Origin of the sequence: Neobacillus notoginsengisoli (genome assembly GCF_003515685.1) — a bacterium.
Classification (GTDB): domain Bacteria; phylum Bacillota; class Bacilli; order Bacillales; family Cytobacillaceae; genus Bacillus_D; species Bacillus_D notoginsengisoli.
In genome coordinates, this window is the sequence record NZ_QWEG01000013.1 from 19,350 (window position 1) to 39,836 (window position 20,487).

A 20,487-nucleotide genomic window follows, 5' to 3' on the forward strand; every position below is an offset into this window, starting at 1 on the left:
TTTTCCTTTTATAGTTAATTAGGAGGGGTTTCTTATCCTTTTCCTCTATCGTGTTTTCTCGCTTCTAGTCGTATTAACAAGAATACTGCAAAATGACGTTTAAAAACTGGTTCAAAAGGAAGATGTACAGTGAAGGTTGAGTCGTTTGCGAAGAAAGGAGAACTGATGATGCATCTCGAGGATTTTGAAAATGAAAACATCCAAATAAAACTCCGTAATTTCCCCCATGAAATGGTTGGCGACGTGACCGGCATTTACAAACCCGATGAATGGTATTTGGCCAAACTCGTCAAAAGCGAAAGCATAGGAATTTGGGTTGAGAACCCCTGTTATAAACGGACCATGATACGAAATGAGGAAGGCAGGGCCATCCCTAAAGAAGAGCAAGTTGAAGAGACGTGTATAACAAACTTGCTGATCCGGTGGGAATTCATCAGCTCAGTCATTACCTTCCCAGACCAAACCAGAGTGGGCGTTGACAAAAAAGCCCATCTAATCGGCTTCCAACCCGATATAGACTAAAAGGGGATTAAAATCCAGATCAATTTATGTACATCAAAACTGCTTGGCCCCCGAGGGGGAATTCCCTTGGGGGCCAGGTTTTTTTCCAATTATGGCAGACGGTGCCCTCTTGATGTCACATAAAGGCTGTACCATTCATCTCTTGTCATGAGGCTAGCCTGGCGGACCGCATCCTGGCAATGTTTGATTCTTTCAGGGTCAGTTGTGCCAATGACCGGCTGGATGTTTGCAGGATGGCGCATCAGCCAGCCAAGAACAATTGCTTCCCGCGTTGTCCCCTTTTCTTCCGCCAACTTGGCAACGAGAGCGGCCGAAGATTTTTCAGCTTCAGTCACTGGCTCCATGCCGCCGGAATAAATTCCTTTTGCAAGAGGCGACCATGCCTGGATTTGGATATCGTGAAGCATGCAGTGTTCAAGCAATCCTTCAGCAAAATGGCTCTCCCTTCCCGCAGGCTGGTTCACATGGACTCCCTGGTCCACCCAGTCTAGCTTTTTCACGCTCATTTCCAGTTGATTTACAACGAGTGGAGTGCCGATATAAGCTTGGAGCAGTTTCATTTGCCCTGCATTCATATTGGATACGCCAAAGTTTCTAACCTTCCCGGACTCCTTCAACCTTTCGAATGCCTCAGCAACCTCTTCGGGTTCCATTAATGGATCCGGTCTGTGTAAAAGGAGGATGTCCAAATAATCCGTACCCAACCTGTCAAGAATCCCATCAACGGATTGGAGAATATAATCTCTTGAAAAATCATAGCGCCCTGGAATATTGTCCTCTGCAAAGCGGATTCCGCATTTGCTCTGGATGACAATTTGTTCACGTATATCGTGATTTTTCTTAAGCCAGTTCCCAAATACCTTTTCGGCTTTACCCCTTGTGTAAATATCTGCGTGGTCAAACATTCTTATTCCCACTTCAAGGGCAGTTTCAATACCCCGTTCTGCTTTTTTCTCGTCTTCTGCTGTTATGGGACTGTTATCCCAGGCACCCCCAAAGCCCATGCAGCCAAGCACCAGCCTGCTGTCAGTGATATCCCTTTTGTCTAAAGGCATCTTTCTCATCCCTACATCCCTGCTTTCTTATTATTTATGTAAATGTTTCTAGCTTGCTGGCAAAAAACATTCATTCGCTCATGACATCACGCCTGAGAGGTAAGCGGATGTTTGAATTGCTCCGGCAAAGCGAAGTCATTGCCATATCGTACAAACAATGTCTCACTCTTTATAATTGGAGAGCAGGCAACCTGGTGACCAATCTGCCCGGGAGTGAAGTGAAAAATGATCTTTATAGCTCCAGTTCTAGGAATTTTTGAGAGAACGGAAGACATGTCCACTTTTGCCATAGTAAGAATATCATAGATTTCCATCTCTTCTCCCTTCTCCCCATATATAACAATGCAATTTTCATCTTCCAGGTAAAAGATTCTTTCGCGAAAAACACTCAGACAATAGAACATGAGCAGTTCTGCTGTTTCAGTCGTGGCGAACGTGCGGGACACAGGAATTCGTTTCTTTGCAAAATGATACAAAAGCTCTCTGTCTCCGCCGTTGTCCATGTCAAGTCTCCGGACACTGCTATCGCCTGCTCCGCCCCCAGCAAAAAATGTAGAGAAAACTGTCTCCCTTGTCTCATTGAACCCAAATTTCGGATAATACCCTAGAACCGAATCATTAGCAAACAAGTACATTAAATCGTATTTACCTTTAAACTCTCTCAAAACTCTTTCCATTAACAATCGTGATAACCCTTGTCCCCGGTAATCAGGATGCGTCATGACTGTACCGATTTGTAATCCCTTTCTATATTTCCCCTCCACAATTAAGCCTATTTTATTTACAGAAACATTCGAGACCACTTTGTCCCCCGCAATAAACGAGTAGGGATTATACTTATCTGTCCAATAGCCTTTTTCATACCACTCTTCAAAACTGATTCCAAATACAGACTCCGCAAGCCGGCTGAGGCTCTTCCTTAATACAGGATTTTCCCTGTAATCATTTGCAAATAGCAGTGTCATATCCGGCTCCTCCAAATATTTATTACCACTCCTTCCATTTTACCCCTTTATCCGATTTCCCACTCCCCCGAGATAGTGTAGTATAAATAAAGAATGCAATTTTATTAGCTTTATTGTCGGACTGGAGGTAAATAATGAAGACTGTTCTCGAATTAAAAAACGTAACAAAGAAAATTAGGAAGAAAACGATTATAAATAAGCTCAGCTTTACTGTCAGGGAAGGTGAAGTGTTCGGGTTCCTAGGCCCAAATGGAGCTGGAAAGACAACGACCATAAGGATGATCGTCGGTCTCATGGATATTACGGCTGGGGATATTATGATTTGCGGGACAAGCGTAAAGGAGGATTTTGAAAAAGCGATTGGGAATGTCGGCGCAATCGTAGAAAACCCGGAAATGTACAAATTCCTGTCTGGCTACCAAAACCTCCTGCAATATAGCCGGATGCATGGAGGCATCGCAAAGGACAAAATTGCTGAGGTTGTCAATCTCGTCGGCCTTGCGGACCGCATCCATGATAAAGTAAAAACATATTCACTCGGAATGAGGCAGCGGCTTGGCCTTGCCCAGTGCCTTCTACATGATCCGAAAATCCTGATCCTTGATGAACCGACGAATGGGCTCGACCCGGCGGGAATCAGGGAAATTCGTGATCACTTGCGAATGCTTACCAGGGAGAAAGGGATGTCGGTGATCGTATCAAGCCACCTATTATCCGAAATGGAACTGATGTGTGACCGTATTGCCGTCATTCAAAATGGGGAGCTTATCGATGTCCAGGAAGTTCGGACATTAACAGGTAAAAATAAGACGTTTTATTCATTCGAAACAGGGCCGCTGGCTGGCATTGAAGCTTGGCTGCGTGAGAAATGGCACGCGTCTGTCTCCGAGAGCGGCTTTACTGTCAACGCCAAACGCGAAGACATCCCATCTATTCTGAAAAAAATGGTTGAAGCGGAAATCGATGTTTATGGAATTAAGGCAGAAGCGAAAACACTCGAAGACCGTTTCCTTGAACTCACATCCGAAATAAGGAGAGCCGATTGATGAAAAACCTGATTACAAATGAATTCGTAAAAATCTTCAGCAGAGCCGGTACCTATGTCATGGTCGGCATGATCGTCATTTTAGTTATGGGAATGGCCGGGCTTGCAAAATATGAGGAGTATGACAATCCGCCGAAGGAAAATCCGCAATGGAAAACGGAACTTCAAAAACAGCTTGTTAATGACCGGGCCGCCCTTGACGATTTCGGCATGACGAACGCAAACTTGAGGGCCTTTTACGAAAGGGAAATAGCCATAAAGGAATACAGGCTAAAAAAGGATATGGCTCCCCCTGTTGGAACACATGTATGGTCCTTCGTAAATAACTCACAGAATTTCATTAGCTTTGTCGGCCTGTTCACGATTGTCATCGCCGCAGGAATAGTCTCCTCCGAATTCTCTTGGGGAACAGTCAAGCTTCTTTTAATCAGGCCAATCAGCCGTCCGAAAATTTTGTTATCTAAATATTTGACTGTCCTTCTATTCGGACTCGGTCTATTGGCATTATTATTTGTCTTTTCATTTCTAGCAGGGCTCATTCTTTTCGGATTTTCAGACAGTCCTTCGCCGCATTTGGTTTTTTCCGACGGTCATGTTTACGAAAGGAGCATGGGCCTTCAGTTGATTGCTGAATATCTGCTTAGTTCGATTGATGTGTTAATGGTTGCGACGATGGCCTTTATGATTTCGGCTGTTTTCCGGAACAGTTCACTCGCAATTGGCATTTCCTTGTTCCTTCTTTTGACAGGAGGAACATTGACCATGCTGCTTGCAGGAAAGTTTGAATGGGCAAAATATTTCCTTTTTGCCAATACCGACTTGACTGTCTATCTTGACGGAACCCCGCTTATTTCCGGAATGACACTAGGATTTTCCATCACAATGCTCGTCATTTATTTTACTCTGTTCCAGTTTTTTGCTTTTTGGGTGTTTTCAAAAAGAGATGTTGCCGCATAGAAAATTGAAACCCGAAATGCCAGGGGCGTTTCGGGTTTTTTGTCGGAAAAATTAGTAAAATTAACCATCCATAACCTTTTGGAATGCTGTATAATTAACATTGGGTGATACTTGGTGAAATATAAAACGCTTTTCTTACCATTGACTTTGTTCATCATACTTTACATATATCTGATTAAAACGAATGAAATTTGGCAGCTTCCTCTTCTGTTGACCATGGTTCTTTGCGTTTTTAGCAGTTGGCAGCTTTGGCTTGTACATAAATACCGTACAGAAACAACAGCCGCAAAAAAAGACCTTATTGAAAAAAACCAGAAGCTTGAGTCGGTGTTCAACCATTCGGCGCTTGGGATCATGCTTGCCGACCGCAATGGCAAACTATTAGATGCCAATCCAAAATTTTTAGAGATGCTCGGCTATTCCATGGAAGAAATCAAAACCCTTTCTTACATCGAATTAACTTTTCCGGATGACCGTGAAAAAGACATGGAACATTACGCGCTCGCCCTACAGAAGAAGCTGCCCTACTCGAAGGAGAAAAGATACATCAGGAAAGATGGCGGAATGTTTATTGGCAAATTGTCCGCCTCATTCATCCTTGATGATAAAGGATTCCCTATATACACTGTTGCCCATGTTGAGGACATCACAAAAGAAAAGCAGCTAGAGGATCATCTGAAGGAAAGCCAAAAGCGATATCGGGATCTCGTCACTTATTCCCCTGAACCATTTCTTGTCCAACGTGATGGAATGATTATTTTTGCCAACGAAAAGGCATGCAAAATAGTTGAATTGTCCATGACGGAGCTGCTTGGTAAGTCAATTTATGACTTCATAAGGCCCGAATTTCATCACAAGACGAGGAAAACACTTGCAGAGCTGCAGAATGTTTACGGGGAGGCAGAAAACCGTCCTCTTGAAATCATCACCGCCAATGGCCGGAGATTGATTATTGAAATCACCCTCAAAGTGATCGATTACGAAGGCGCTCCTTCCATCCAGGCAATTTTCCGCGATGTAACCGAACGGAGGCGCCTTGAGAAAGAATTGAGGAAAACCACAGAACGTTACCGCTTTATAACTGAGAATTCAAAGGACATCATTGCTTTTCTTTCCCCTGACGGGAGGTATGAATATATTTCCGATTCCTGCCGTGAGATTCTCGGATTTTCCCCGAAAGAGCTCCTCGGCGAAATTTCCTTCCATTATGTCCATGAAGATGATGCGGCAGAGATGAGCAGTATCATAATTGGGGATAAAGCAGGAACAAGCGACCATTTTTCTCTACTTTACCGGCATAAGCTGAAAAATGGCGGTTATATTTGGTTTGAGACCGTAGCAAAATTACTTTTGAACGAGCAGGGAAAGGCTGAGTCCATTCTGGCGATTTCCAGGGATGCGACGAAACGCAAGGAAAAGGAAAGAAGCCTTGAAACAGCCAATGATTTTCTCAAAATGCTTTCAAATCTCGATGGACTGACTGGGATTCCCAACAGGCGTTCTTTCGAGGAAACGCTTGATCATGAGTGGCAACGCTGTTTGGCATCCGGGACAGGCTTATCGGCAATCATGATTGATATCGACTGTTTTAAGGAATATAACGATACTTTCGGCCATCTCGCCGGGGACGACTGTTTGAAAGAAGTCGCTTCCATTATAAAAGGTTCTGTCAAACGTCCAAGGGATTTTGTAGCAAGATATGGCGGCGAGGAATTTGTCGTTCTCCTTCCTGATACCGATTTGGCGGGATCCCGTAAAGTGGCTGAATTGATCAGGCATTCGGTTAGGGAAAAGGAAATCTCCCATACTGCTTCCCAAGTCGACCATTTCGTCACGATTAGTGCAGGCTATGCATCCTTGCTTCCAGAAAACAGCCAATCTCCTAAGGAATTATTGCTTGAAGCTGATTCAGCGCTTTATATTGCAAAACGCTCCGGGAAAAACAGAGCCTGCGGAATACATGAATACTCTGCACATCCAAAAAGAATAACTGTTAACTAAAAGAGACGGCCTGGATTCAATCCAGGCCGGTTTTTTATTCCTATATCTATTGGACTAGGAACATGCCGGTCTGAAAAAGACTTTTATTAGAACGGAGTCATGCAGACAGGTTTAGGGTCTGTCTGAAACGCTTTTTCAATAAGACCAAGATAACTAGGATCACTTACCTTCATCCTGCCAAATTGGTACAGTTTACGGGCATTCACTGCTCCCATTAAAAGCGAAGACATGTCTGATCCATCAAGCTCAATTTCAAACTCAGCCTCCTCCTCTTTTCCTTCCCCGAGCATGCCGTCTTCTAATTTCAAGCAAACGAATGACGGTTCCTCCAGCAGGAAGCTGTCATGGATACGCATTGTAAAGCAGGTAGAAACATGATTGAAATGTCGGCCGCTAAAATGAGTAGAGATGTTTTCCGGCAGGCTTACCCTGTACATCAGACCGACTCCGGATGTATTTGTTTCATGAAAAACACTCGGGATGAGGTGATTGCTGCTATTAGCAGGATCACCTAGCATGTATTCAAGCGCATCGTCCTGTGTATTGAAAATAACCCTTTCAATCTGGTCCGCTTGAGTGTTCAAAAAGACGGCCAATCCAGATAATGCCTTGGGTGTTTCGTAAATCAGTTCCCGGACAACAAGATGATTGCGGAGGAAGTTCTTTTTGTCCACCTGTTCGAAGCCAAAAACGATATATCCCTTCAATTCCGACCCGCTAAAAAAACCCGCCACCCTGTTTTCGGGGTTTTCGAATATTTTTTCAATATCGTAAGCGGTTTTCAAAATCATCCCATGCGTTTTTTTCGCAAAGCGGTTATAACACTCCCTGATGGCGTTTCCGTCTGTCTCGGTCAGCATTGTCAGACCTTCCTTGCTGTCCGCGCCTGGAAAACTTCCCGGTTTAATTTGATACTGATTCATTTTTGTTCCATAACCGTACCCCATTTTTTTATAAAAGCCCGGACTGAATGGGTACAGAAGCGTAACGGACATTCCTTTTTCTTTAAAATGGCGGATAAAAAATTCGATTAGTTCCTTTGCAACCTTTTCTTTTTTGTGCAAAAGATCAACCGCGACAAGTCCAACCCCGCCCGCGGGAACAATTTTGCCGAAAAGATTCAGTTCAAACGAATGAAGCCTCATTCCGCCAAGTAACTTTCCTTCCCGGAACAATCCATAAAATTCGATGTTGCCCGATTTCTGCTGAGTCCGGAGCAGATTTCCAGCAAGTTTTTCTTTATATTCGAGAGTATTTTCTTTGTTTGCAGGAAAAGCCTGGATTGCGATGTGGGCAAAACCGGGAAAGTCAGCTTCCGTCAATTTTCTGATTTCCGACTGTTGCATGTTTGTCTCTTCTCCTTTCCCGAGCCGTTACATTTCTCTGTTCATCATCACCTGATTGACGAACGGAGTAAAACCAATTTCCTTAAGAACGGAATGGGCAATCTTGCTTCTTTGCGCCGGCAGGTTCAGGACAATTCGGCGAATTTCGTCATCGAATTGACCGATCACACACCCCAATAAGGATTGAATAATTTTTCTTGCATCTTCTCTCGTTTCATCTGCTTCACTCTGATAAATGACCGTGCTAATATGTGCCCCTTCCTCATTAAAACTCTTCCGGAAATAAGCATAACCAGCTTCTTTGCCAGTTCTGTCAGTTAATATGACGGCTTCGGCATCCTTCGCACTTTGCCAATGTGTCTGCCATGGGTTGCCGCCTTTGTAAAATGGCAGAAGGCCTGCATGAAGCGGGTGAACTTTCCGGAACGTATAGCTGCCATCATGCTCTAGCGGACTCGCATCCAGCTTTCCTTTTAGCTCCAGATACTCCAGGTGGTCAACATTTTTATAGCCGAGGCTTTCATAGAGGGCAATCGCCTTGTCATTCCCCTCAATTGCTTCTAGCATAGCGAGCTGGACGCCCTCCTCTTCATAGATGGCCAGCGTTTTTTCCATCAGCGCCCTGCCTACACCCTGCTGGCGAAATTTCACAGCTACAGCAGTCCCGCCGTTCCAGGCCGTCTTCACCCCTTTCAATGTCCGAATGCCACTGAGTATTAGTCCTGCAGGCTCACCATCAATAAAGGCGACAACACTTAATGCAGGCGAAAGGTCTTCAAGCGGGAATCTCCTCAGGAATGCTTCATGCGTCATCGTCATATCCGCAAAGTACCCTTCAAAACCAGTGTTCCAGGCTGTCAGTGCTTCGTTAAATGTACAGTCGGCCAGCCGTTTTATTTCCATCATGCCATCTCCCCCAGATCGGCTTAATTTTCCATCTTTTTTCAGTTTAACGGCTGCGGAGTTGTGCCGTCAAAAATGAAGAACCGGCCAAGTTCACTACCGGCCGGCAAGTTAAAAGTTTTTCTCTTTTTCATTGATTTGGCAAACTCTATAGAAGCACGCCTTCCAATCTATCTTTTTCTAAATGCTTCTAATATATGTGATTCCGCTTTTTTTCAACGTTTGAATCGCATTTGTTTTCACCGTGTCGTTCAAAAAGCCCGATTCCCTAAAAATGACCATTGTGTCAACATCACCTGCTTTGTGGCGTACAATCATTGAGACAAGGTCAAGTGTAACTTCCTCTTCAAGGCAAATCAGAAGCGCGCCTTTTCTCGCTTTGTAGATTTTTTTGCCGGCAAAATCCAATTCCTTCAACCGTTCGGTGAGCGGAACCCCAACTTTAAGCAGCAGTTCGGTAAGCAGGTCCTCTTTTGTGCGCCCGGCCTTAATCATGTCTTCAAGATCAAATAGATTCCGTTCCAAATCGTTGTAGTCTGGTCTCCATGCCTTAAGATTAGAAGAATCAAGCTTATATACTCTGAAGCCAGTGTCGATGATGTCCTTTGATCCTACTGCTTCGATCACTGAACCCGCTCGTCGGATCCTTTCCTTGGCTATCTCGCATATTGTCGAAAAACCCGCCTTAGCCGCTTCGGAATCCGGAGCTGCCCGCTCGGGGATCTGGACCATGATGAACTTCCGCCTGCTTCCAGATTCCCTATTCACATCCATGACCGCATGAGCCGTTGTCGATGATCCCGAGAAGAAGTCAAGAACGATATCATCCTCCCCTGATCCAATCAAGACGAAGTCCTTAATCAGTTCAAGGGGTTTCGGATTGTCGAATACTTTTCCATTAAACAAGCGTTTCAGCAAATTTGTTCCGTTTCCCGAGCTGTATTCCGGCTTATAAAAAAGCGTTTTGGGCTTTTTGCCCCGTATCCCTTCCTCTTCCTCAAGACGCTGCTTTTTATAAAAAGAAATCCCATTTGCTGACTTTTTCACAATGAATTCATCATATGTTTTTGCGAGAGTTTCCTTTGAACGTCGCCATGTCATTTCTTTTCCGTCGGCGGTTTTCGGATACACTTCGAAATCATCCGGATTCATCCGCTCGATCGAAATCCGGGTAAGTTCTTTTGTCACATAAATAGGATAATACCCTTTCGGCCGCTTCTCCCTTGCCCCGGCCTCGCCGGTCCTCATCAGTGTCGCTCCCTGTTTGTAATAGCCTTTCTCGTCCTTCAGGCTGTAATCACCGATGTCCTCCTCCGTTAATGGAAGCTGGTTGATCGAGTCTTCGTTGGCGATATTTTTTGCAAAAACAAGCGTATACTCATGTGTTCCCGAAAAACCGAACTGGTCATTGTTCCCCTTAAGGTTCATTATCGTTGGAAGCTGGGCGACGAAATTCAGTTCCCCAAAAATTTCATTGCAAATGGCCCTCAGGTTTGTCACCTCGTTATCATCAATCGACAGAAAGATGACACCGTTGTCGGCGAGGAGATTCCGCGCAAGCTTCAGGCGGGGATACATCATATTCAGCCAGTCCGTATGGAAACGGCCGCTCGTTTCGGCATTCGCCCTTGTCGTCTGGCCGGTTAGTTCTTTGTAGTTCTTTATCCCGCCATGAAAATTGTCTTTATAAACAAAGTCGCGGCCGGTGTTATACGGCGGATCTATATAAATCATTTTGAGTTTGCCGAAATAAGCCTTTTGCAAAATTTTCAGGACTTCAAGATTATCCCCTTCAATATAAAGGTTTTCAGTTTCGAACCAGTTCTTGCTTGAAGGCTTGTCAGGGCGAAGCGTTCCAGTGGATCGGCTGTGAGTCATCTTCATCGCTTTTTTCTTGCCATTCCAGCTGAATTCATACCTTTCCCTTTCAGTTTCAACGATTTCACCGAGCAGGAGTTTTAATTTTTCAAAATCAATTTTCCCTTCAATGAAAGCCTCCGGGAATAGCCGCATCAATTCTTTCCTATTCTGCTTCGCTAAATCGAACGAAGAATGGTCAACTGTTCGCATCAATGACTCCCCTTGTATCAAATACGTGTATGTGAAAAGGACGGAAAATGCGCTTCACCATCCAGCACATATATTTTACCATATTAAACGCGATCAGCCTGGGTAATTGAAGGAGAACAATGCCTGGAACGAGAAAAAGATGGTAAGAAAATGTTCTGAAGAGTGAAATTGCTCCCTCACTTCCACGTCAAATGAGTAAAGGAGTAAAAAGGAGGCCGGACATGCAAAAGGATGACCTCATCCATCGATGGTTCAATGAATACCATGATGATATTTATAACTACTTGGTTTACTATTTTGGCAGGAAAGACGTTGAAGACTTTGTCCAGGAAGCATTCCTGAAAGCCTTTCAAAATATTGGCCGATACGAGGGGCGGTCAAGTCCAAAAACATGGCTTATTTCAATTGCCCGGAATGTGGCGATTGACCATTTCAGGAAAAACAGGGTTAGCCGCTTTTTGCCCATAAGTCTGTTAAAGAAAGCAGCCTCAGAGGAAAAGTCTCCGCTCGACTTAGTGCTGGAAGACGAAACTAAGCAGGAGCTCTATGACATGATTAAGAAGATGAAACCCGCATACAGGGATGTGCTGATCCTCCGCGGCATCATGCAGCTTACCCCCAATGAAACTGCAAGTATCCTTGGCTGGGAGAAGGCAAAGGTCAATCTATCTTTTCATCGGGGGATTGAAAGCTTGAAAAAGATGTCAACAGAACAAAAAGGAGGTACCCGGAATGCAGCCATTAACGAATGACGAAATCAAGCGGGAGCTGAGCAGCTTTCCTCGCTTCGAACTCGCCAAGGAAGAGAGAGTGAAAATTGCCGCTTCCCTCCTTAAAACGGAAACTGTCTCAAAGCCGAAAAAACGCCTTGTCCCTGCTTTGTTTAGTTTTGTTATCCTCGCAGCGCTGTTCATCGGCATGTCGACTTTTGTTCTGAACAGCCTTTCCGGAGATAATACGTGGCATTCGGGGGCAACAGTCTATCACGGCAAAAAGTTTTCAATTGATCCAATGGGCGCATTTGCGGTTAAAAAACTTTCCAATGATACAGTCGAGTTTTACCAGGAAGATAAAAAAGTAGGCGGGATTGAAATCTTGACAGAAAATGAAATGCATCTAAACATCTCCAAGCAGAATGTTTTTGAAAGCAACAATCTCCCAGGCTTTCTATATCCCCTCCGCTTTACGCTGGATCATCAAAAAACGATGGAAGCAGTTCAGATTCGCCACTACTTTTTCCTTTCGGAGAAATCGAAGCTCCGCTACCATGTTTATTTTTATTCTCCTGATGTTGGTGATTCGGAAGCAGAAAAGATTTCAAGGAGTTTTAGGATAAGGGAATGACTAAAACTGCCGGTAAAAACGCCGGCGGTTTTTTCTTTTTGCAAAGGGAAAATGATGATAAAGAAAAATTTGTAAAAATGCTCAAAATTTCACAATAATAGATTGTGAAGTTTTGAGCATGATAGTATACTATAAGTGAAGGGAGTGGTACGGATGGTAACTAAAGAAAAGATTATTATTCTTGGTGGAGGGTATGCCGGATTACTAACCGCTGTTACTCTTCAAAAGAAAGTTCATGGAAAACGGGCGGACATTACGTTGGTGAATAAGAATGATTACCATTATTTGACGACGAAGGTCCATGAATCCGGTGCGGGCACAATCCCTCCCGAGTCGATTGTTTACCCAATTAAGGAATTAATTGACCCTGAACGAGTCAATTTCATCAAAGATGAGGTCACTGGCATCGACCTTGGGACGAAGACTATTTTGCTTAAAAACAACAAGCTTTCTTATGATTATCTCGTCATTACAATTGGCGGTGTCCCGCAAACATTCGGCCTGCCCGGCGTAAAGGAACATGCCTTTTTCCTGTTCGACTGGGAAGGAACGAACAAGCTTCGCGAGCATATTGAGGAACAGTTTGAGGCATATCTTGACGACCGGGATGAAAAAAGGCTTACATTCGTCATTGGCGGCGCCGGTTTCTCAGGGATGGAATTCATTTATGAGCTGACTGAAAAGCTTCCAGAGATGTGCGAAGAGTACGGGATTGAGCAGAAACTCGTGAAGGTCATCTGCGTAGAAGCGAACGATGAACTGCTTAAAGGCTATGAGGAGCCAATGGTCCGCGATGCGAAAAAAGCATCGGCGTCCATTCCAGCCGAGTTTAGGACCGGGATTGCGATTTCGTCCTGTACCGAGAATGAAGTCCTCTTCGCGGACGGCTCCACGATTGAAACGAATACCTTTGTGTGGGCCGGCGGCGTCAAGGGCAACCCGCTTCTTGAAAATCTCGGCTTTAAGACTTACAGGGACGGGCGTATCATCGTGAATGAATACTGCGAGGTGCCTGGCCGCCGTGATGTGTACGTGCTTGGCGACGCGTCCGTCAGCTTCTCGCCGGAAGGAAAGCCTTATCCGCCAACAGCGCAAATCGCCCTCCAACAGGGACAATATTGCGGCTACAATCTTGCAGCGAAAATTTACGGATTCGCTGCAAAGCCGTTCAAATATGTTCATCGTGGGACGGTCATGAGCATGGGCCATAAAAATGCAACCGGGGTTGTGTATGGGAAAGCAATCCATGGCAGGTTCGCCTCCTTCATGAAATGGGTCATTGAAAAGCGGTACTTCCTCATGCTTGGCGGCCCCCGCCTCTTGCTGAAGGAAATTAGGAAATAACGTATTTTAATCAGTGGCCGTCCGCCTTGCCGGACGGCCTTTTTATTTTGCCTGCTTTGTGAAGTTTTTTTAACTAGCTCTCGTTGATTGAAGCGGAGGTACTGAGTGGAAAAGTGGCTGCTTTTCATCTATTTTAGTGTTAAGGGTATTTTATTTGTATAGGAATTTTCGCAGGAGGTTTTTAGATGGGGATGGGGTCCATTTTAGTAGTTGAGGATGAGGAAAAGATTGCGCGTGTTTTGGAGCTTGAACTGGAGTTTGAGGGCTATGCGGTAACGAAGGCGGCTGACGGGATTGAAGGGCTTGAAGCCTACCGAACCGGGAAGTGGGATTTAATTTTGCTTGATGTGATGCTGCCTGCGATGAGCGGAATTGACCTTCTGCGCCGGATCCGGGCAAATGATCCGCATACGAAAGTGATTTTGCTGACCGCGAAAGGAACGGTTGAGGACAAGGTGGCAGGGCTTGACCTTGGTGCGAACGATTATATTACGAAGCCATTCCAAATTGAAGAACTTCTGGCGAGAATCAGGGCCGCATTACGCATGAAAATTGTAGAGGAACAAGTCGAGGACGAAAGCCTTCTTTCTTATGGAGGCCTTACACTCAATTTGAAAACTCGTGAAATCAATCGAAATGGGGCTTCCATTGATTTGACGCCAAGGGAATACGACTTGCTTGTCTATCTCCTCACGAACCGGAGGCAGGTGCTAACGAGGGATCAAATACTTGAAAAGGTTTGGGGGTACGATTTTGCAGGAGACACAAACGTCGTTGATGTGTATATCCGCTATGTAAGGAAAAAAGTCGACATTCCCGGCCTGCCTCCACTTATTCATACTGTTCGCGGGGTTGGCTACGTGTTACGGGAGGACCAATGAAGCTCCGTTCAAAAATAAATTTATACACAGCCGCCCTATTCGCACTTGTTCTGATGACGATGAACTTGTTCATATATTTCACCTTCAGTAAGCTGACTTTTTCGAGCCATATGGAAGCCGCTGAAGCTGAGATGAAGAAATCTGCCGCCGTCGTGGCCCAATCACTCGGAAAGATTCCCGAAGCGGAACTTCTGCGGGCTTATGTCCCTGTCGATGGAATGATCCAGCTCGTGAGCAGCGATGGAACAGGATTTCCGACAATCACTTCACTTTCTGAGCAAAAACTGGCTAAACGGCCGCCCCGTTATTTTGCCAGTGAAACGAGCAGCAGAGTTGAGTATTTCGGCCGGGATTATTCGTTCCAATCGATGCCGATTATCCTGCCAAGCGGCAATGTCGGCAATCTTCAAATAACAACGAGCCTTGAGCCGGCGGTTAGAATTGTGAAGACGCTCAGGCTTGTCCTACTGCTCGCTACCTTCGTTGCATTGATTCCAGTGCTCGTATCCAGCGCTTTTCTCGGCAAAATTATTATTGGGCCGGTTACATCCATGATCCAGACCATGTCTGATATTCGGCGAAGCGGACAGTTCAAGCGCCTTCATATTGAGGTCAAGTCAAAGGATGAACTCTACCAGATGGGTGAAACATTCAACCATATGATCGATTTGCTTGAATCAAACTTTGACAAACAGCGGCAATTCATCTCGAATGCCTCGCATGAGTTGAAAACCCCGATTACGATTATCGGGAGTTATTCAAGCTTGCTGAAGAGGCGCGGCCTTCAGGACCCGAAACTCTTTGAAGAATCGGTTGATGCCATCCATTCAGAGGCGATTCGGATGAAGGAAATGACCGAACAGCTGTTGCTCTTGGCAAAACATAACGAACAGTGGAATCTCCAGATGGAAAACGTTGATCTAAGTTCGCTTGTCTTTGCCTCGGTGAAAGCTTTCGAAAACGCATTTAACCGGGAAGTCATCCTTGAGCATCCCGGAGAGCCGCTAGTCGTGAATACAGACGAGCAAAAACTGAAGCAGCTGCTGTTTATTTTTCTCGACAATGCGAGGAAATACAGTGACGCTCCCATTACCCTTTCGTTCGGCAGCGAGGGCAATGGAGCATTTATCCGGGTTGCCGATCAAGGAATTGGGATTGAAGATGATGAATTGCCGAGGGTTTTCGACCGCTTCTACCGTGTCGATAAAGCGCGGAATCGAAAGATAGGCGGCTCCGGACTCGGCCTTTCGCTTGCAAAAGAAATCGCCGATGCCTTGAAAATTCAACTTCATCTGACGAGTAAGCCCGGAGTCGGCACAACTGCCACACTGTATTTGAAAAAATATTAGTTCAGCGGCAAGTGAAAGTTGTAGCTAAAATAAGCCTTTCTCAGCAAATTTTAATGTTACTGACGGATAATAGAGGCAGGAATTCCGTGCAGGGAAACCTGCCGATAAGGCGGTGAAGGGTAATTTGATTTTGAAAAAGAAATGGGGCTATCTTACACTAATCGGCACTCTTTTCGCGCTTTCTGTTTTGGTTGGCTGGCTACTATTCAGACCTGAAGGCTCTGCCGCCAAGGAGCTGAGCAAGGAAGAAGCGAAAAAGCTGATTGAAAACCGCTACGGTGGAAACGTTTCTTCCGTAAAGGCTGAAAAGGAGATGTATTTTGCAAAAATGGACTTCCAAAATAACTCCTACAAGTTGAGTGTGGATGCCAAGACCGGCAAAATCCTGGCGATCGATCCGATTGGAACTAAAAAAGAAGGTGGCCACCCCCCTTCCCTTTCCGAGGATGAAATTAAAACAATCCTCCTTTCAAAAGCACAAGGTGAGCTTGTGTCTTTCGAAAAAATGGAAAGTGACGGGAAGATTATTTACAAAGGGGTTATAAAGGATTCCGGCAACCATACAACGACTATCACGGTCGATGCCGAGAACGGGGCAGTCCTATCAGAAAATGTAGGTCCAGCGAATCCCCCGAAAAGGCTGACGGAAAACGAGGCCGCTAAAATCGCCCAAAAGGAAGTACGCGGAAAAGTGGATGATATTGATTTGGAAACCGTAAATGGCCAGACATTCTACCTCGTTGAAATCCAGACAGCCGATGACAAAGAAGCAACCGTCCAAGTCCATGCCATAACAGGCACTGTCATGTCGGTGAAGTGGGATGATTAAATTAGGGAGTTTCTGAATGATACCGTTGATGAACACACTGCTGGTTAGGTACGGATACGGGCGAAGAATCTTGTCATAATCGTTCATAAATTGATTTCTAATCAATTTCTAATCTTTCTATCCCTATCCTCTCATTTTCACACGATATAGTGAAAGTAAGATATGAAAGGGAGGAAATCATTTATGAAAACAAAACTAATAACAGCTGGAGTCTTGTTTGGCTTGGTAGCCGGGGGTACTTTTGCAGTAGGGGCAGCTAAAAATGATGATTCAAGAAATGCTGTCCGCGAGGTAGAAGTGGAACACAAGGTTGAGCATGGTGAAGTCTTGATGAATAAGGAAGATAAGAAGCAGCTCGGTGAAGTCGTAAAAGGAGCTAAGATTTCCTTTGAGGAAGCTTTGAAGATTGCCCGTGAAAAAGCCGAGGGTACTTTAACTGAAGCAGAAACTGAAATCGAGCACGGCCGTGTTGAATACAAATTCGAATTTGAAAACGGCAAATCCGAAACGGAAATTACCATTGACGGAAACACTGGCAAAATGATCGAATTTGACCTTGATAACGACCATGATGATGATCGTGATGACCGATAAGCAGCAAAAAAGCAGAACCCACTCTCCATTGGGTTCTGCTTTTTTTATGTTCGGGCATTTTTACTCAATCCTTAATATTTCCAGGATGTCTTCCTCAGTCAGAGACGGGACGGCTTTGTCTTCGTTTGTGCCGATCAGATCATCTGCGAGGCGGCGTTTCTTTTCCTGCAGTTCATTTATTTTTTCCTCAATTGTTCCCCTTGAGACGAGTTTGATGACCTGGACCGTATTTTTCTGGCCCATCCTGTATGCCCGGTCTGCTGCCTGCTCCTCGACAGCCGGGTTCCACCATAAATCATATAAAATGACCGTGTCGGCTCCTGCCAAATTGAGCCCGGTTCCGCCTGCTTTCAGGGATATGAGGAAGAAATCGCGCTCCCCCTCGTTATACCGGCGGCACACTTCCACTCTTTCTTCTGGCGGTGTCTGTCCATCCAGGTAGTAGTAAGGAATTCCCTGAACGGATAGTTGCCGTCCAATCATGCCAAGCATTTTCGTGAATTGCGAGAAGATTAGAACGCGTCTGCCTGCCGTCTTCGCTTCTTCAACGATTTGCAGCAGCTGTTCAAATTTCCCCGAACTTCCTTTATAGCCATCGACGAACAAAGCCGGGTGGCAGCAGATCTGCCTTAGCCTAGTGATGCCTGCGAGAATTTTAATCCGGTTCTTCCGGATTGTCTCCTGATCAAGATGCTTCAGCGTTTTAAATCGCAGCTTTGCCAAATAGGCGGCATAAAGCTTTTTCTGGTCCGGCAAAAGTTCGGACGTGTTGACCGTTTCAATTTTTGCCGGAAGCTCGGACAATACATCCTTTTTTAACCTGCGCAGCATAAACGGGCGGACTCTCCTGGCAATCTGTTTTTTTGTAAGGTGGCTGTATTCCCTTAACCCTTGGAATAATTCAGGAAAAACGACATGAAAGATGGACCACAGTTCCTCAATGGAATTTTCAATCGGTGTCCCTGTCAGCGCAAACCGGTGAGGAGACTTGATTTTTTTCACAGCCCTTGCTGTTTGGGTGATCGGGTTTTTAAAAGCCTGGGCCTCATCAAAGAAAACACTGTGAAAGGATTGGCGTTCGTACCAGTGAACATCCTTCCTGAGCAAAGGATAGGAAGTGATCAGCACATCAACGCCGTTCATCTCTTTCATGATCGTACTTCTCTCCCCTTTGTCACCGTCCGCAACAACCGCATTGATCTCAGGTGCGAATGTAATAAATTCATTCAACCAGTTATACGTGACCGATGAGGGGCAGACAATCAGCGCAGGCTGCTCTTGTTTGCGTATTTCCGGAAGCTCGGAAAGAATATAGGCAATGCTCTGCAGCGTTTTCCCGAGGCCCATATCATCGGCCAGCACCCCGCCAAAACCGAAGCCGGCCAGTGTCTTCAGCCATTGAAAGCCCTGCTTTTGATAATTTCTCATAATCGGTTCAAGGCTTGCTGGGATTTCATATTTTGCAAGCTTCGGGTTACTGAATTCCTCAATGAAGTTCCTGAACGATTCTTCAAAGGAAAAAGCATCCCCTTCCCCGGCGGAATCAATGAGCCGGAGCCCTTCAATTATCGGGAAATTCAATGGTGACTCCAAATCTACCGCCTGTATTGGCGCAGCGTTCAGAAATCGTTGTATTTCTTCAAACTCCCTCGTCTCAAGCGACAGGAGCGAGCCGTTCCGGAGCCGGTAATATTTTCGTTTTTCCTCAAGCGAAGCCAACACTTCTTTTATTTCCTGTTCGTTAATCCCTTTCAACTCGAACTTGAATTCAAGCCAATTCGTCCGTTCTTTTTTAACCTTCACACTGATTCTCGGCGGAGTAGGACCTTTAAAAATCCGGTTCCTGACCGCAGTCGTTGCATAAATTTGGACAAGCTTTTCGAGTTTCGGAATGATATGGGTGAGAAATTCATATTCCAGCTCTTCATTTTGCAGATAATATCCGCCCTCTGTTTTTGCAAAAGAGCCCTCGTCCATTTGTTCGAGGATTTCGTTTTCCTTCATCACGTCCCGAAGGATTCCCGCATGGTACGATGTGCTGTCGGCCTCTAGCGGATTGATCACTTCGTTTCCATAATGGAACTCAAGGCCAGCGAGGAGGCGGTTTTTCAAGCGGTCCAGATAAAGTTTTGCGAGTAATGGCGGGCGTTCCTGTTTCTTGGCGACCGATTCGGACAGTTGAATCCTCCCTAAGTTTCTTAAGGATGGAACGACTTCTTTTATAAAGATGTCGGCCTGGTTATTTGGGACAGGTATCGTTCCGGTTTTCGATCCATCGAGTACACGTTTCAGTTCTGCAAGGCGATCGCAATCTTCCTTGGATAATGGAACAAGCTTCCCTTCTGTCATGACTGTCCGATAAGGTTCGAGGAGGATAATATCTTCGAGACCTTCTATTTTCAAAAGTTTACCGCCTTCAGGTGTTTCAGTCAGGTTGATCGTTAAAGGCAGCGGCCCGTCGGATAAGCGAATCCCAGCATGTAGTTGGCCGTTGTAGGCTAATTTTGCAAATGGGGCTTTAGCAAGTAACGGTAGAAGCCGCGGCAAGATCGATGGCGGGATGACGAGGAATTGCCTGTCGTCCTGGATGATCGATTCCGTGTGTTCTGCCCCGTCTTTCTTGATTGCAATTTCGTCCTCGTGGACTGTGATTAACAACTGGATAATGTCATCCGCTTCCAATTCAAAGCAGTGCAGGTCTGGGTGATACATTCCAGATGCACAAGGCTTTGCTTCCTGAACATGCTCGAGGAACGCCCGTATATTTTTGACAGGCGTTGCATTCACTCGGAGTTCCAATCCAAACATCGTCCGATTGCCGGCTATGGGTATTGGTCCACAAATGAACTCTGCCACTAAAATCTCCCTAGTTTCAAAATGAAGCTGCCGGGCAGTCGGGCGCTTCGGCTGTTTTTTGAACAAACCCGAAAGCAGTTCACCCTCATCTTGATTAGGTACCCGTTTTTGGTAAGGTTGTTGAGTGGTATCCGCCGAAATCGCGAGCAAAACAGCGGCAACATGCTGGCAATCATGGCTAACTGAAGCAAGTGAAGGACACGTGCACGTTGTAACGATTTGCCCATTTTGGTCAGCCTCAACAGTGATGTGGAAATCCTCCGCACCGCTCACAACGGCTGACCACTTTCCATCAGACACCCGGCGGAACGTGACCTTGTTCGCCCGGAAAAAAGCTTCGCCCCTCTTGAATGAAACTGGCCCGCAACGTTCTTTAATTATTTTTTGATTCACTCGAATAGCCAATGAACAAATCGTTCCTTTCTA

At 45.3% G+C, this 20,487-nt stretch carries 17 protein-coding genes; 11 read left to right on the top strand and 6 right to left on the bottom strand.

The annotated features are described in order from the left end of the window. Positions 1-129: 129 nt before the first annotated feature. Positions 130-522 (top strand): hypothetical protein, encoded by a 393-nt coding sequence (locus tag D1B31_RS18685; RefSeq protein WP_240035341.1) that lies wholly within the window; start codon positions 130-132, stop codon positions 520-522. An 89-nt stretch (positions 523-611) separates the two neighbouring features. Here D1B31_RS18685 and D1B31_RS18690 read toward each other — a convergent pair whose 3' ends face one another. Further along, positions 612-1,586 (bottom strand): aldo/keto reductase, encoded by a 975-nt coding sequence (locus D1B31_RS18690; protein WP_118923265.1) that lies wholly within the window; start codon positions 1,584-1,586, stop codon positions 612-614. 77 nt (positions 1,587-1,663) lie between these two features. Continuing rightward, positions 1,664-2,542 carry a GNAT family N-acetyltransferase gene (locus D1B31_RS18695; RefSeq protein WP_118923267.1) on the bottom strand — a complete coding sequence of 293 codons (879 nt, stop codon included), beginning with the start codon at positions 2,540-2,542 and terminating at the stop codon, positions 1,664-1,666. Positions 2,543-2,676: 134 nt separating this feature from the next. Between D1B31_RS18695 and D1B31_RS18700 the strand changes: the two genes are divergently transcribed. The 3 genes from D1B31_RS18700 to D1B31_RS18710 all read left to right on the top strand — a co-directional run bounded on the left by D1B31_RS18700 (position 2,677) and on the right by D1B31_RS18710 (position 6,545). Further along, the gene (locus D1B31_RS18700; protein WP_118923269.1) at positions 2,677-3,588 is read left to right on the top strand and encodes an ABC transporter ATP-binding protein; all 912 of its coding nucleotides are present in this window, start codon (positions 2,677-2,679) and stop codon (positions 3,586-3,588) included. Further along, complete coding sequence (locus D1B31_RS18705) at positions 3,588-4,544, top strand: ABC transporter permease (protein ID WP_118923271.1); 957 nt, start codon at positions 3,588-3,590, stop codon at positions 4,542-4,544. The genes D1B31_RS18700 and D1B31_RS18705 overlap by 1 nt, the downstream gene beginning before the upstream one ends. Before the next feature lie 114 nt (positions 4,545-4,658). After that, entirely contained in the window at positions 4,659-6,545 is a 1,887-nt protein-coding gene (locus D1B31_RS18710; RefSeq protein WP_118923273.1) for a GGDEF domain-containing protein, read from the top strand. A gap of 86 nt (positions 6,546-6,631) precedes the next feature. Here the strand turns inward: D1B31_RS18710 and D1B31_RS18715 are convergent, their stop codons facing one another. The 3 genes from D1B31_RS18715 to D1B31_RS18725 all read right to left on the bottom strand — a co-directional run bounded on the left by D1B31_RS18715 (position 6,632) and on the right by D1B31_RS18725 (position 10,864). After that, the gene (locus D1B31_RS18715; RefSeq protein ID WP_118923275.1) at positions 6,632-7,891 is read right to left on the bottom strand and encodes a GNAT family N-acetyltransferase; all 1,260 of its coding nucleotides are present in this window, start codon (positions 7,889-7,891) and stop codon (positions 6,632-6,634) included. Between the two features lie 27 nt (positions 7,892-7,918). Continuing rightward, positions 7,919-8,797 carry a GNAT family N-acetyltransferase gene (locus tag D1B31_RS18720; RefSeq protein ID WP_118923277.1) on the bottom strand — a complete coding sequence of 293 codons (879 nt, stop codon included), beginning with the start codon at positions 8,795-8,797 and terminating at the stop codon, positions 7,919-7,921. Positions 8,798-8,974: 177 nt separating this feature from the next. Continuing rightward, positions 8,975-10,864, bottom strand: coding sequence for a site-specific DNA-methyltransferase (locus D1B31_RS18725; RefSeq protein WP_118923279.1), 1,890 nt, complete (start codon positions 10,862-10,864; stop codon positions 8,975-8,977). A gap of 221 nt (positions 10,865-11,085) precedes the next feature. On the opposite strand from D1B31_RS18725, the gene D1B31_RS18730 reads away from it, so the two are divergent. The 7 genes from D1B31_RS18730 (at position 11,086) to D1B31_RS18760 (ending at position 17,205) form a co-directional block, all read left to right on the top strand. Beyond that, positions 11,086-11,616 carry an RNA polymerase sigma factor gene (locus tag D1B31_RS18730; protein WP_118923281.1) on the top strand — a complete coding sequence of 177 codons (531 nt, stop codon included), beginning with the start codon at positions 11,086-11,088 and terminating at the stop codon, positions 11,614-11,616. Continuing rightward, complete coding sequence (locus D1B31_RS18735; RefSeq protein WP_118923283.1) at positions 11,597-12,208, top strand: hypothetical protein; 612 nt, start codon at positions 11,597-11,599, stop codon at positions 12,206-12,208. Before D1B31_RS18730 ends, D1B31_RS18735 begins: the two co-directional genes overlap by 20 nt. 153 nt (positions 12,209-12,361) lie before the next feature. Continuing rightward, positions 12,362-13,552, top strand: a complete 1,191-nt coding sequence (locus D1B31_RS18740; RefSeq protein ID WP_118923285.1) for an NAD(P)/FAD-dependent oxidoreductase — start codon at positions 12,362-12,364, stop codon at positions 13,550-13,552. A 191-nt stretch (positions 13,553-13,743) separates the two neighbouring features. Beyond that, a complete protein-coding gene (locus D1B31_RS18745) occupies positions 13,744-14,433 on the top strand; it encodes a response regulator transcription factor (RefSeq protein WP_118923446.1) in 690 nt (229 codons plus the stop codon). Continuing rightward, positions 14,430-15,782: a sensor histidine kinase gene (locus tag D1B31_RS18750; RefSeq protein WP_118923287.1), complete on the top strand. Its 1,353-nt coding sequence runs from the start codon at positions 14,430-14,432 to the stop codon at positions 15,780-15,782. Before D1B31_RS18745 ends, D1B31_RS18750 begins: the two co-directional genes overlap by 4 nt. A 112-nt stretch (positions 15,783-15,894) precedes the next feature. Then, on the top strand, positions 15,895-16,611 hold the full coding sequence (locus tag D1B31_RS18755; RefSeq protein WP_204563043.1) for a PepSY domain-containing protein: 717 nt from the start codon (positions 15,895-15,897) through the stop codon (positions 16,609-16,611). 183 nt (positions 16,612-16,794) lie between these two features. Further along, the gene (locus D1B31_RS18760; RefSeq protein WP_158587611.1) at positions 16,795-17,205 is read left to right on the top strand and encodes a PepSY domain-containing protein; all 411 of its coding nucleotides are present in this window, start codon (positions 16,795-16,797) and stop codon (positions 17,203-17,205) included. Positions 17,206-17,265: 60 nt separating this feature from the next. On the opposite strand, the gene D1B31_RS18765 is transcribed toward D1B31_RS18760, so the two are convergent. Further along, positions 17,266-20,454: a DEAD/DEAH box helicase gene (locus D1B31_RS18765; RefSeq protein ID WP_420846127.1), complete on the bottom strand. Its 3,189-nt coding sequence runs from the start codon at positions 20,452-20,454 to the stop codon at positions 17,266-17,268. Positions 20,455-20,487 lie beyond the last annotated feature (33 nt).

Excerpts from the sequence above, each read along its gene's own strand:
- D1B31_RS18760 (WP_158587611.1), top strand. The coding sequence starts at position 16,795 with ATGAAAACAAAACTAATAACAGCTGGAGTCTTGTTTGGCTTGGTAGCC.
- D1B31_RS18720 (WP_118923277.1), bottom strand. The coding sequence starts at position 8,797 with ATGATGGAAATAAAACGGCTGGCCGACTGTACATTTAACGAAGCACTG.
- D1B31_RS18725 (WP_118923279.1), bottom strand. The coding sequence starts at position 10,864 with ATGCGAACAGTTGACCATTCTTCGTTCGATTTAGCGAAGCAGAATAGG.
- D1B31_RS18715 (WP_118923275.1), bottom strand. The coding sequence starts at position 7,891 with ATGCAACAGTCGGAAATCAGAAAATTGACGGAAGCTGACTTTCCCGGT.
- D1B31_RS18730 (WP_118923281.1), top strand. The coding sequence starts at position 11,086 with ATGCAAAAGGATGACCTCATCCATCGATGGTTCAATGAATACCATGAT.
- D1B31_RS18735 (WP_118923283.1), top strand. The coding sequence starts at position 11,597 with ATGCAGCCATTAACGAATGACGAAATCAAGCGGGAGCTGAGCAGCTTT.
- D1B31_RS18750 (WP_118923287.1), top strand. The coding sequence starts at position 14,430 with ATGAAGCTCCGTTCAAAAATAAATTTATACACAGCCGCCCTATTCGCA.
- D1B31_RS18745 (WP_118923446.1), top strand. The coding sequence starts at position 13,744 with ATGGGGTCCATTTTAGTAGTTGAGGATGAGGAAAAGATTGCGCGTGTT.
- D1B31_RS18740 (WP_118923285.1), top strand. The coding sequence starts at position 12,362 with ATGGTAACTAAAGAAAAGATTATTATTCTTGGTGGAGGGTATGCCGGA.
- D1B31_RS18700 (WP_118923269.1), top strand. The coding sequence starts at position 2,677 with ATGAAGACTGTTCTCGAATTAAAAAACGTAACAAAGAAAATTAGGAAG.
- D1B31_RS18705 (WP_118923271.1), top strand. The coding sequence starts at position 3,588 with ATGAAAAACCTGATTACAAATGAATTCGTAAAAATCTTCAGCAGAGCC.
- D1B31_RS18695 (WP_118923267.1), bottom strand. The coding sequence starts at position 2,542 with ATGACACTGCTATTTGCAAATGATTACAGGGAAAATCCTGTATTAAGG.
- D1B31_RS18690 (WP_118923265.1), bottom strand. The coding sequence starts at position 1,586 with ATGAGAAAGATGCCTTTAGACAAAAGGGATATCACTGACAGCAGGCTG.